Source organism: Methylobacterium sp. J-026 (assembly GCF_022829585.1).
In the GTDB taxonomy this organism is placed as follows: Bacteria; Pseudomonadota; Alphaproteobacteria; order Rhizobiales; family Beijerinckiaceae; genus Methylobacterium.
Genome location: NZ_JAKSYC010000327.1, coordinates 16,312 through 28,527, shown reverse-complemented (window position 1 = coordinate 28,527; position 12,216 = coordinate 16,312). Strand labels below are relative to the sequence as shown.

At 69.9% G+C, this 12,216-nt stretch carries 9 protein-coding genes; 5 read left to right on the top strand and 4 right to left on the bottom strand.

Annotated elements, in window-relative coordinates:
• Nucleotides 1-26: 26 nt before the first annotated feature.
• A complete protein-coding gene (locus tag MKK69_RS28045; protein WP_243973445.1) occupies nucleotides 27-1,538 on the bottom strand; it encodes a leucyl aminopeptidase in 1,512 nt (503 codons plus the stop codon).
• A gap of 286 nt (nucleotides 1,539-1,824) precedes the next feature.
• Here MKK69_RS28045 and lptF point away from each other — a divergent pair, with 286 nt between their 5' ends.
• The 5 genes from lptF (at nucleotide 1,825) to rsmA (ending at nucleotide 8,935) form a co-directional block, all read left to right on the top strand.
• Complete coding sequence (gene lptF / locus MKK69_RS28040; RefSeq protein WP_243973444.1) at nucleotides 1,825-2,985, top strand: LPS export ABC transporter permease LptF; 1,161 nt, start codon at nucleotides 1,825-1,827, stop codon at nucleotides 2,983-2,985.
• Nucleotides 2,986-2,992: 7 nt separating this feature from the next.
• Nucleotides 2,993-4,081: an LPS export ABC transporter permease LptG gene (gene lptG / locus MKK69_RS28035; protein WP_243973443.1), complete on the top strand. Its 1,089-nt coding sequence runs from the start codon at nucleotides 2,993-2,995 to the stop codon at nucleotides 4,079-4,081.
• Between the two features lie 77 nt (nucleotides 4,082-4,158).
• Nucleotides 4,159-6,738: an LPS-assembly protein LptD gene (locus MKK69_RS28030; protein WP_243973442.1), complete on the top strand. Its 2,580-nt coding sequence runs from the start codon at nucleotides 4,159-4,161 to the stop codon at nucleotides 6,736-6,738.
• 206 nt (nucleotides 6,739-6,944) lie between these two features.
• Nucleotides 6,945-8,060 (top strand): 4-hydroxythreonine-4-phosphate dehydrogenase PdxA, encoded by a 1,116-nt coding sequence (gene pdxA, locus MKK69_RS28025; protein WP_243973441.1) that lies wholly within the window; start codon nucleotides 6,945-6,947, stop codon nucleotides 8,058-8,060.
• Nucleotides 8,057-8,935, top strand: a complete 879-nt coding sequence (rsmA, locus tag MKK69_RS28020) for a 16S rRNA (adenine(1518)-N(6)/adenine(1519)-N(6))-dimethyltransferase RsmA (protein WP_243973440.1) — start codon at nucleotides 8,057-8,059, stop codon at nucleotides 8,933-8,935. The genes pdxA and rsmA overlap by 4 nt, the downstream gene beginning before the upstream one ends.
• A gap of 28 nt (nucleotides 8,936-8,963) precedes the next feature.
• Here rsmA and MKK69_RS28015 read toward each other — a convergent pair whose 3' ends face one another.
• The 3 genes from MKK69_RS28015 to MKK69_RS28005 form a co-directional block, all read right to left on the bottom strand.
• Nucleotides 8,964-9,926: a TIM44-like domain-containing protein gene (locus MKK69_RS28015; RefSeq protein WP_243973439.1), complete on the bottom strand. Its 963-nt coding sequence runs from the start codon at nucleotides 9,924-9,926 to the stop codon at nucleotides 8,964-8,966.
• Nucleotides 9,927-10,042: 116 nt separating this feature from the next.
• The gene (locus MKK69_RS28010) at nucleotides 10,043-11,140 is read right to left on the bottom strand and encodes a two-component system sensor histidine kinase NtrB (RefSeq protein ID WP_243973438.1); all 1,098 of its coding nucleotides are present in this window, start codon (nucleotides 11,138-11,140) and stop codon (nucleotides 10,043-10,045) included.
• Nucleotides 11,141-11,265: 125 nt separating this feature from the next.
• Nucleotides 11,266-11,898, bottom strand: coding sequence for a helix-turn-helix transcriptional regulator (locus tag MKK69_RS28005; RefSeq protein ID WP_243973437.1), 633 nt, complete (start codon nucleotides 11,896-11,898; stop codon nucleotides 11,266-11,268).
• Nucleotides 11,899-12,216 lie beyond the last annotated feature (318 nt).

Sequence of the window (12,216 nt, the reverse complement as noted above, 5' to 3'; positions counted from 1 at the left end):
GCAGGGCCGGGATGGCCGGGCCGATCCTACCGGGCCTCGTAATGGTCCCGGACCAGCCGGTCGAGGAGGCGCACGCCCCAGCCTGCGCCCCAGCTGCGGTTGATCTCGCTGGCATTCGACGACATCGCCACGCCGGCGATGTCGAGATGCGCCCACGGCACGTCCTCGACGTAGCGCTTGATGAACGAGGCCGCGGTGGCCGCGCCGCCATGGCGCCCGCCGGTGTTCTTCATGTCGGCGAACTTCGAATCGATCGCCTTGTCGTAGGCCGGGATCAGCGGCATCCGCCAGACCTTCTCACCCGTCGCTTCGCCCACGGCGTGGATGTTGCCCGCCAGCGCGTCGTCGTTCGAGAACATCCCGGCGATGTCCTGGCCCAGAGCCACGATGATCGCCCCGGTGAGCGTGGCGAGATCCACCATCGCCTTCGGCTTGTAGCTGCGGACAACATGGGTGATCACGTCGGCCAGCACGAGCCGACCCTCGGCATCGGTGTTGATCACCTCGATGGTCTGGCCGGACATCGAGGTCAGGATATCGGACGGCCGATACGAACCGCCATCCGGCATGTTCTCCACGATGCCGATGGCGCCGATCACGTTGCAGCGCGCCTTGCGGGCGGCCAGCGCGTGCAGGGCGCCGACCACCGCGGCCGCCCCGCCCATGTCGCCCTTCATGTCCTCCATGCCGCCGCCGGGCTTGATCGAGACGCCGCCGGAATCAAAGATCACGCCCTTGCCGATGAAGGCCACCGGCGCCTCGCCGGCCGGCCCGCCGTTCCAGCGCATGATCACGATCCGCGGCTCCCGGACCGAGCCCTGCGCCACAGCCAGCAGCGCGCCCATGCCGAGCTCCTGCATCCGGGCCGGCTCCAGCACCTCGATCTCGACGCCGAGCTTGGTGAGTTCGGAGGCGCGCCGGGCGAATTCCTCCGGGAAGAGCACGTTCGGCGGCTCGTTCACGAGGTCGCGGGCCAGGACGACGCTTTCGGCGAGAGACTTGGCCCCCTCTCCTTCGCGGGTAGCCGCGCCGTGATCCGCCAGCAACAGGGTCAATGCCGTTCCGGCCTTGTCCTCGGCGTCGGGCTTCTTCTTGGTCTTGTAGCGATCGAACGTATAGACGCGCAGCCGCGCGCCCAGGGCGAACTCGCCGGCCTGATGGGCGGTCACGGTCGCGCCCGGCCAGTCGAGCACCACGCGGGCCGTGCGGCCCGAGACCTTGCCGGCGGTGAAGCCGCCGAGCACCGGCCAGTCGGTCTTGGCCCGGTCCTTGTCGGAGCCGAGGCCCACCACCACGAGACGGTCCGCCTCGATGCCCGAGGGTGCGGCCAGGACCATGGCGCTGAGGGAACGGCCCTTGAACTTCTCGGACGTGGCCGCGCGGGCGACGAGATCCGCCCCGGCGGCGCCCAGCACCTCCCGGGCTCCGGTCCCGAGGGCGAGGTCGTCGCCGACGAAAACGACGAGATCGCCGGATCCTCCCGGGCCCTGGCCGCCCCGTTCGAGGGGACCGAAACCGATCTCGATACCGTCCGCCATACCCGTCCGCCCTGCCCGATTGTCCGGAGCCGTCCATACCGCCCGCACGCCGCCGCGCGGGCCATCCGCCCTGTGTAGCCGCTGAGACGGAGAACGCAACGCGGCTTGAGAGCCCTCGAATCGCCCCTTTTGTCGGGTCCCTGCCGCACCGGGGGCGCGTAGGGATTGGAGCGACGGGCCGGATGACGAATTCGGTGCGCCGGGCGCGTTCTTTCGATACGCATCGTCTTTCGCTGGACGCCGGGGCTGCCATGCGGGACGATGCTGGGGCGGGACTGCCGGGCCGATGAGGCAGATCGAGCGCTACATCTTTCGGATCGCCCTGGGCGCCACCCTGGCCTGCCTGGTCGGCCTGACCGGGACGATCTGGCTGACGCAGGCCCTGCGCGAACTCGATCTCGTGACCGCGAAGGGCCAGACGCTGCTGGTCTTCCTGTTCGTCACGGGATTGTCGCTGCCGACGCTGATCGTGGTGATCGCCCCGGTCGCGCTGTTCATCGGCAGTGTCTACGCCCTCAACAAGCTGAATGGCGATTCCGAGCTGATCGTGATGGCGGCGGCCGGCATGCCGCCGGGCGCGCTCCTGCGCCCGTTCCGGAGGCTGGCGGTGATCGTCAGCTTCCTGGTGGGGTTCCTGGTGGTGGTCGTCATGCCGGCGAGCTTCCAGGAGCTGCGCGACGTGATCACCCGAGTCCGCGGCGACTTCATCGCCAACGTGGTCAAGGAGGGGCAGTTCACCCAGCTCGACAACGGCATCACCTTCCACTTCCGCGAGCGCGGACCCGGTGGCACGCTGAAGGGCTTGTTCATTCAGGACCGCCGGGAAGCCGGCAAGACCAAGGTCTATCTCGCCGATCGCGGCAACGCCGTGGATATCGACGGGCAGAGCTACCTCATCCTGGAGAACGGCAGCGTCCACCAGCAGCAGAAGGACTCGCGCGACTCCTCGATCCTGACCTTCGAACGCTACACGATCGACCTCGCCGCCTTCGCGCCCCCGGATTCCGACACGATCTACAAGCCGCGCGAGCGCTCGACCACGCAGCTCCTGTTCCCCGATCAGAGCGAGGGCTACTACAAGCTGCAGAAGGGCCGCTTCCGGGCCGAACTGCACGATCGGCTGTCCGCCTGCCTCTATCCCCTTGCCCTCGCCTTCATCGCCTTCGCGGCGCTCGGAGATCCGAGGACCACCCGCCAGGGGCGCGGTCTCGCCATCGCGGGCGCGATCCTCGCCGTGGTCGGCCTGCGGATCGCCGGCTTCGCCGCGGTCAGCGCGGCCGCGCGCAGCCAGGCCGCGGTGGCGGCGATCTACGGCGTGCCGCTGCTCGCGATCGGGCTGTCCTGCCTGCTGATCTATTGCCGGCCTCGGGTGCAGGCCTTCAACGCCGCCCTGGCGCGGGGACTGCGCGGCCCCGGGTCGGGCCGCCGCCTCGCCCCGGCGGCCTGATCCCGTGATGCTGATCGGTCCGACCCTGGGGCGGTACTTCGCCGCCCGCTTCGCCCGCACGGTGCTGGGTGTCTTCGTCACCGTCTTCGCGCTGGTCTACACGCTGGACTTCGTGGAGCTGCTGCGCCGCGCCGGCGAGGCCGAGGGTGCCTCCACGGGCCTGATGGCCCAGCTGTCCCTGTACCGCACCCCCGCGGTGGCGGAGGGCGTGCTGCCCTTCGCGGTCCTGTTCGGATCCATGGCGGCGCTGCTCCAGCTCTCGCGCAAGCTGGAACTGGTCGTCGCCCGGGCCGCCGGGATCTCCGCGTGGCAGTTCCTCCAGCCCGGGATCTTCGTGGCTCTGGCCCTTGGGGCCGCCGCGGTCGGGATCTACAACCCCGTCTCGGCGCTGCTGAAGCAGCGCTCCACCGAGATCGAGGCCCGGATCTTCGCGAAGGCGACCAAGGCGAGTTCGGGCAAGGACCTCTGGATCCGCCAGAAGGGCATCGACGGCGAGGCGATCCTGCGCGCCGAGACCGCCATCGAGGGCACCACGACCCTCTCCGGTGTGTCGGTCTTCGCCTTCGACGATGCCGGCAAGTTCGTCGACCAGCTCGTGGCCGCCCGGGCCGCGCTCCACGACGGCTACTGGGAGCTCTCGGATGTGCGGGTTCTGACGCCGGACGCACCGCCCGAGTCGTTCGACACCTACCTGATCGCCTCGAATCTCGACCCCGGACAGGTGCGGCAGCGCTTCACCCCCCCGGAATCTGTGCCTTTCTGGCAACTTCCCACAACCATCGCACGGACCGAACGGGCCGGTTTGGACGCCACGCGATACCGTCTCCAGTACGATGTCCTGTGGGCAAGACCGGTCTTGTTCGTGGCCATGGTCATCGTCGCGGCAACCGTTTCCTTACGGTTCTTCCGCTTTGGTGGTGTTGGCAAACTCGTCCTCGGTGGCGTCGCGGCCGGCTTCGCCCTCTACGTGATCCGACAGGTCATGGAGGGGCTCGGCGCGTCCGGACTCGTGGCCGCACCGGTGGCGGCGTGGTTCCCCGCCGTGGTAGGCAGTCTTCTCGGTACGCTCACGCTTCTGTACCAGGAAGACGGCTGACACCCGCGATCCGTCGCGGGCAGGGAGACCGGTGGTGAGGTTGGTGGCGGCAGACGTCACAGGGGTTGGGACGCGCGTTGCGTAAGGTCACCGACATCCTGCGGAAGGTAGGTCTCCTGGCGATGCTGGCGCTCGCCGCGCCGCTGGCGGGAGGCCTGTCGGCGCATGCCCAGGGTTTGCCCGAACTCAGGACCGGCAAGCCGGGCGAGAAGCTCCTCGTCGAGGCCGACGAGCTGATCTACGACAACGACCACAGCACCGTGACCGCCCGGGGCAACGCCGAGCTGCATTACGGCCCGCGGACGCTTCAGGCCGACCGGGTGCGCTACGACCGCAACACCGGCCGCGTCTTCGCCGAGGGCAACGTCCGCCTCACCGAAGCCGATGGCGGCGTCGTGACCGGCGCGCGCATGGAACTCACCGACGACTTCAAGACCGGCTTCGTCGACGCCTTCCGCGGCCAGCAGACGGTGCAGCGCAAGTTCGAGACGGTGCGCACCCGCTTCTCCGCCCCCCGGGCGGAGCGCCTGAACGGCGAGCAGACCAGCTTCGAGTCCGGCAGCTACACCGCCTGCGAGCCCTGTAAGGACCACCCCGAGACGCCGCCGCTCTGGCAGATCAAGGCGCAGAAGATCATTCACGACAACGAGACCCACACGGTCTACTTCGACGATTCGACCCTTGAAATCGCCGGGATCCCGGTTGCCTATCTGCCGTATTTCGAGGCGCCCGATCCCACAGTGAAGCGCAAGACCGGCTTCCTGACGCCGCGCTTCATCTCGACGACGGCCCTGGGCAGCGGGGTGTCGCTCCCCTACTTCGTGGATCTCGCACCCAACTACGACCTGACTCTGACGCCGACCGTGCTCAGCCGCCAGGGTGTGCTGGCGCAGGGCGAGTTCCGCCAGCGGATCGACAACGGCTTCTACAACCTGCGCCTGTCAGGCATCTCGCAGACCACGCCCTCGGCCTTCCTGCCGAGCCCCCTCGGGGCCGGCGAGCGCGACTTCCGCGGCTCGGTTGAATCGCAGGGCCGGTTCTACATCAATGAGCGCTGGCGCACCGGCTGGGACGTCGTCGGCGTCACCGACAAGTGGTTCCTCGACAATTACCGGATCCGCAACCAGAACATCACCACGGATTATTTCCGTGAGGCGACCTCGACCGGCTACCTGATCGGCCAGGGCGACCGCTCGTGGTTCGAGGCGCGGGGCTACTACTTCAAGGGACTGTCGAGCTTCGACTGGCAGAAGCAGCAGCCGATCGTCGCGCCGGTCATCGACTACGACAAGCGCATCAACGGCCCCGCGGAGATCGGTGGCGAGGTGCGCTTCCAGGCCAACATCACCAGCCTGAACCGCGAGACGACCCAGTATCAGGGCCTGCCGCGCACCGCGAGCTACCTGTTCTCGCCGAGCGTGAACGGCGTGAGCTTCCCGCTCTATCAGACCTGCACGGTGTTCCAGCGCGGGACCTGCGCGATCCAGGGGCTCGCCGGCAACAACACCCGCGCCTCGGCGGAACTCTCCTGGCGGCGCAGCTTCATCGACGACATGGGTCAGAAGTTCACGCCCTTCGCCTATCTGCGCACCGACGCGTTCTTCAACAGCACGAGCTTCTCGGGCTACCAGAACGACCTCGTCCCACAGATCGCGCACGTCGATCAGGGATTGGCCGGCCGGGTGATGCCCGCGATCGGCCTGGACTACCGGTATCCGTTCGTCGCCAATTTTGGCGCGCTCGGCGTCCATACCCTGGAGCCGATCGGCCAGATCATCGCGCGCCCGTCCGAGACGCGGATCGGCCACCTGCCCAACGAGGACGCGCAGAGCCTCGTCTTCGATGACACGTCGCTGTTCGAGTGGGACAAGTTCTCGGGCTACGACCGGGTCGAGGGCGGCGTGCGCACCAATCTCGGCGGCCAGTACTCGGTCGTGACGCCGTCGGGCTGGTACGCGAACGTCCTGTTCGGCGAGTCGATCCAGCTCGCCGGCGTCAACTCGTTCCGCCGCGGAGACATCGCCGATGTCGGCCTCGATTCCGGACTGGAGACCCAGCGGTCGGATTTCGTGGGGCGGTTCCAGGTCTCGCCCAACCAGAACATCACCTTCATCACCCGCGCCCGCTTCAACCAGGCTGACTTCCACGTGGCGCGGTTCGAGACCGGCGCGACGGCACGGTTCGCGCCGTTCCTGCCGCTGACCCTGTCGGCCTTCTACTCCTACTACGAGGCGCAGCCGCTGCTGGGCTACAGCCATTACCGCGAGGGCATCACCGCCACCGCCACCTACAACATCACGCCGAACTGGTTCATCTCGGGCTCGCTGCTGGTCGACCTCACGCACTATCTCGACGTGCGCAACACCTATCAGGACGCGCTGACCTCCTACTTGGCCAACTCGGTCGGGACCGTGCCGGTCTACCAGAATCCGGGACGGTTCTACCTCTCGGGGGCGAGCTTCGGCGGCGGTTATCAGGACGAGTGCACCACCGTCTCGCTGAACTACATCAACTCGCCGATCGCCACCGCCACGGGCGTGCGCGAGCGCAACCAGACGGTGCTGCTGCGGGTCGAGCTGAAGACGCTCGGCGAGGCGGATCTGCGCCAGAACGTCGGCACGGCGACCACGGCGGACGGCATCGCCTCGGTGCGGTGACGTTCCGCGGATCGGCTTGCGGCTTTACCCATCGCGGTTGGGATCATAGTCGGGTCGCCGGGTATGGCACCGCGGAGCTGGCACGCGCCCTCCCTCCCCCGGAGAGGGGGGGAGGGAGAACCGCGCGGATCCGGCCTCCTCAAATGGAGAAGTGGGAACTTCACAGCGCGGGTGCGCCTACGCCGCGCCGGCGCTATAGACCGTCCATGCCGCCGCTTGCCCTCACCCTCGGAGACCCCGCCGGGATCGGTCCGGAACTGGCGCTCAGCGCCTGGCTCGGGCGCGGCGGCGCGGATCCGCTGCCGCCCTTCTTCCTGGTGGGCGATCCGGCCTTCATCGAGCGCCTGGCCAACCGTCTCGGACGCCTCGTTCCCGTGGCCGAAGTCGATCCCGAGACCGCCGCGGAGGTGTTTCCCCGCGCCTTGCCGGTGGTGCCGCTTCCGAGCGGCGCCCTCGTCGCCGCCGAGCCCGGCGTGCCGGATACGGTGAATGCCGGCGCCACCATCGAGTCGATCACCGCTGCGGTGGGCTTCGTGAAGGCCGGGCGTGCCAGCGCCGTGGTAACGAATCCGATCGCCAAGTTCGTGCTGACCCGGGCCGGGTTCGCCCATCCGGGCCACACCGAGTTCCTGGCCGCCCTCGCGGTGCCCCCCGGCCTCACGCCGCCGCGGCCGGTGATGATGATCTGGAGCGCCGACCTCGCCGTGGTGCCGGTGACGATCCACGTGCCCCTCAAGGACGTCCCCCGCCTCCTCACACAGGAACTGGTGGAGGAGACCGCCACCATCGTCGCCCGGGACCTGCGGCAAAGATTCGGCCTGCCCGAGCCGCGCCTCGTCCTGGCCGGCCTGAATCCCCATGCGGGCGAGGCCGGCACGATCGGCCATGAGGACCGGGATGTGCTCGCCCCCGCGGTGGCCCGCCTGCGCGCCGCCGGCATCGACATCCGCGGGCCCCTGCCCGCCGACACGCTGTTCCACGCCCGCGCCCGCGCGACCTATGACGTCGCCCTGGCGCCGACCCACGATCAGGCCCTGATCCCGATCAAGACCATCGCGTTCGACGACGGCGTCAACGTCACCCTCGGGCTGCCCTTCGTGCGAACCTCGCCGGACCACGGCACCGCCTTCGACATCGCCGGCCAGGGCATCGCGCGGGCCGACAGCCTGATGGCGGCCCTGCGCCTCGCCGCGCAGCTTGCCGCCAACGCAACCGGTCGCGCGCAGGCGTCCGACGGCGCCGAAATCATCCCGTTCAGCATCTATGCCGGTCGGCCCCGGTCCCCGGGTGCCCGGCACTTCGAACCCGAGGACGAGCTGTGAGCGCCGGGGACGGTCTTCCGCCGCTCCGTGATGTCGTCGCCCGGCACGGGCTGGAGCCCCGCAAGGCGCTCGGCCAGAACTTCCTGTACGACCTCAATCTCACCGGCCGGATCGCCCGCGCCGCGGGGCCCCTCGACGGCGTGACGGTGGTGGAGGTCGGCCCCGGCCCGGGCGGCCTGACCCGGGCGCTGCTGGCCGAGGGGGCCGCCCGGGTCGTGGCGATCGAGCGCGATGCCCGCGCCCTGCCGGCGCTCGCCGAGATCGCCGCCCACTATCCCGGCCGCCTCGACGTCGTCGATGCCGACGCCCTCGCCTTCGATCCGCGGCCCCTCGTGGGGTCCGGGCCGGCGCGGATCGTCGCCAACCTGCCCTACAATGTCGGGACGGCGTTGCTCACCGGCTGGCTCGACGGCGAAGTCTGGCCGCCCTGGTGGGATCAGGCGGTGCTGATGTTCCAGCGCGAGGTGGCCGAGCGGATTGTGGCCGGGCCGGAGGAGCGGGCCGATTACGGCCGCCTCGGCGTCCTCTGCGGCTGGCGCACCGAGGCCGAGATCCTGTTTGACGTGAGCCCCTCGGCCTTCGTGCCGCCACCCAAGGTCACGTCGAGCGTGGTCCGGCTGGTACCGCGGGCGTGTCCCCTGCCCTGCCGGGCCGGGGCCCTTGAGGCGGTGACCCGTGCGGCCTTCGGACAGCGTCGCAAGATGCTGCGCCAGAGCCTCAAGGCGCTGACACCGGAGGCCAGCCGCCTGCTGGACGCCGCCGGTCTGGCCGAGACGGCGCGGGCCGAGGAGATTCCGGTGGCAGGCTTCGTCGATCTCGCCAACCTCTGGGACGCACACAGAAACGCCGGCGCCGCTGTGACGGCGCCGGCGTGAATCATGTGCCCCCGGGGCGCGGTTGCGGTCAGCGGGTCTGCTGGATCGCCGACAGCACCCAGCCACGGCCGGGCTGCCGCTGGAAGGTCCACAGTTCCGTGACCTCCGGCGCGTCGGTCTGCACGATCCGGCCGCTGCCGCGCTCCACCATCACGTCCTTGAGGGCGTAGCGCATGGCCACGGTGGCGTATTCCGTGCGGTCCTCGGCCCAGGCCTCTGCCAGGTCGCCCTGCAGGAGCTTCACGTCGGAGATCTTGTTCACGACGCCGCGGGCGGCGTTGTTGCGCAACTCCTCATCGAAGTAGCTCACCATCTCCGGCGTCGACAGATTGCCGAGCGTTACCCGATCCTCGCGGGTATAGGCATCCTGGACATCGGCAAGCAGCCGCTCGAACGCCTGATAGTCGGCCGGGCTGACCTGCACCGGGCGCGTCTGCACGGGGCGTGAGCCGCCGAACAGGCCGCCCCCGGCCCCGGCACCACCCATCGGGCCGGAGGGACCCTGAGCGCCGTCCATGGACGAGCGCGTGTAGGGCGCGCCGGCCCCGGCCGGCTCGTTCCGGCGGCGGAAGAAGCGCAGGGCCAGCATCACCACGAAGACGACGAGCCCGATCTGGAACAGCAGCCCGATCATCGAGGTCAGGCCGCCGAGGCCGCCGAAGAAGCCGCCGCCCAGCAGGGCGCCGATCAGGCCGGCGCCGAGCAGGCCCGCGAAGAACCCGCCCCCGAACCGGCGGCCGGACGCGCCCGGAGCCTGCAGGCCCGGATTGCCCATGCCGGGGGACGGCGCCGTCTGCGAGCGCTGCATCGTCATGCCGCCGCCCGGTGCCGTCGGCGTGGCGGAGGGGGCCGTGAAGGTGCGCGAGCCGCGGGAGCCCATGGAGCCGCCCCCGCCCGGACGGGCTTCGGCGGCGGGCGCCGCGACGGTCAGCGTCGCGGCCAGTGCCAGGAGGGCGGCCACGCGCCGGCGGCGCGAGATCTGGGTCAACATGTACACGCCTCTGAGGACGAGAACTGAACGGCGCGGAGCGCCAGCAACAATATGGGAACGGCCCACCGCGCGTTTTAGTCCTGGCCGCGATCCACGCGATGCCGTTTCCCACAGATTCAGTGGAGCGTGCGCTCCGGCGCCGCCGGGAACGACAGCCGGACCTGGGTCCCCTCCCCGCTTCGGCTGTCGAGGGTGATCGTGCCGTTCTGACGTTTCATCAGGCCGTGGACGATCGCGAGGCCGGCGCCGCGCCCTGCCTCGCGGCTGGTCTGGAACGGCGCCAGCGCCCGGGCGAGCATCTCGGGCGACATGCCCTGCCCGGTATCGCCCACGAGGATGCCGACGCTCCCCTCGCCCGGCGCCTGCATCGCGCGGTCGCCGGGATCGGTCCGGAAGGTCGACAGCGTCAGCATGCCGCCGGACGGCATCGCCTCGCAGGCATTGGCCACGAGATGCCGGACGGCGAACTCGATCTGCGTCGGGTTGCTGATCGCCCGCGGCAGGCCGGGCGTGGCCGTCACGGTCAGGCGGACCCCGGAGGGTAGATCGGACCCGATGCGGTCCGCGAGATCCGCCACGATGGCGTCGAGATCGACCGCGCGCACCTCCGGCGCGATGCGGCGGGAATAGGCGAGCAGCTGCCGGGTCAGGATGGCGGCCCGCTCGGTCGCGTCGGCCGAGCGGGAGATCGCCCGCTGGATGAACGGTTCCTGGCGGTCGCCGAGCCGGCGCTTCAGGCCGTCGATGTAGCCGATCAGGATCTGGAGGAAGTTGTTGAACTCGTGCGCGACGCTGTTGGTCAGCAGGCCCAGCGCCTCGCGCTGCCGGGACAGGGCGAGCGCCCCCTCCGCCTCCCGGCGCGCCGTGATGTCGATGAGCTGGCCGATCCGTTCGGTCGTACCGGGCAGAGGCGCCGTGGTGAGGCAGGCCCAGAAGCTCGTCCCGTCGGCATGTGCCGCCGGAAATACCTGGTCCCCGTCGCGGGCCGGATCGGGTGCGGTCGCACGGGCGGCCAGGATCAGGTGGAGACCCTGCCGGACCAGCGCCTCCGCCGGGTGGCCCGTGAGCCGTTCGGCGGCGGGATTGGCGTGGTGGATGTGGCCTTGCGCGTCGAGCAAAAGGCTCGGCGTGGGCAGGGCGTCGAAGAGCGTGCGGGCCTCGTGCGTCAGCGGCACGCGCGCCCCGGCATCTCGATCCGTCTCGGGCTTCGCCATGCTGCGTTCGCGCTCAGCGGATGCGGAAGGCCCGCGACGGGCCAGCGATAGCGGCGAACGGCGCTTCGGCCAAGCCGTGACCGAATCCGTGACCGAATTCGCGACAGGGCCCCGGGCCGTTTCGGCTACTGCCTCACCCACATCACCCGGGCGATCCAGGCGACCTCGCCGAGGTTCAGGACCCTGTCCTCGTGCTCGGGGTTGAGGGAGGCCAGCTCCACGGTCCGGGCCGTGCGACGCTTCAACTCCTTGGCGAGCACCTCGCCCCCATGCAGGCGGACCACGACGCGGTCGCCCTTGCGCACGCTGGCCGTGGGCGAGACGATCAGCACGTCGCCGTCCCGGAAGAGGGGCAGCATGGAATCGCCCTGGATCTCGAGGGCGAAGGCGCGCTCCTCACCGAGATCGGGAAACTCGATCTCCTCCCAACCCGCGCCGCCGGTCGGCATGCCCTCATCGGTGAACAGGCGGCCGGCGCCGGCCTGGGTCAGGCCGATCAACGGGACCATGGTGCGCGCCGGGATCTCGCGGGCCTCGATGAGGCGCAGGAACTCGTCCAGGCTCGATCCGGTGGCGGCCAGCACCTTCGACACCGATTCCGTCGACGGCCAGCGCTTGCGCCCGTCGGCGCCGACGCGTTTGGACCGGTTGAAACTCGTCGCGTCGAGCCCGGCGCGCCGGGCAAGGCCGGAGGCCGAATAGCCGTGGCGCTCGGCGAGCCGGTCGATGGCGTTCCAGATCTGCTCGTGCGACAGCATAGCGGGCTCGATGGATCACCCTGACGAGGCCGGCAACCCCCATCCCGCCAGCCCGGAATCGGCTGCCGTGGGGGCGCTGGAACGTTGCGCCGCCGGGTATGGTCGACACCCCGCGGTTACGAGCGGAAATACCAGACGTTGTACGGTCGTGCGCACATATCCCGGTTCGGACGCTGCGCTATGACGCTCGGCCTCATCGTAGGAAAGTAGAACTACGGCCCGCAGAATGCAATCGCTCCTCGAATCCCGGGGCGGTCCCGAGTTGCCGCGGGCGGGCGGCGCCTCTATCCAGCCACGCGTCGGTTCCGGGGAGCTTCG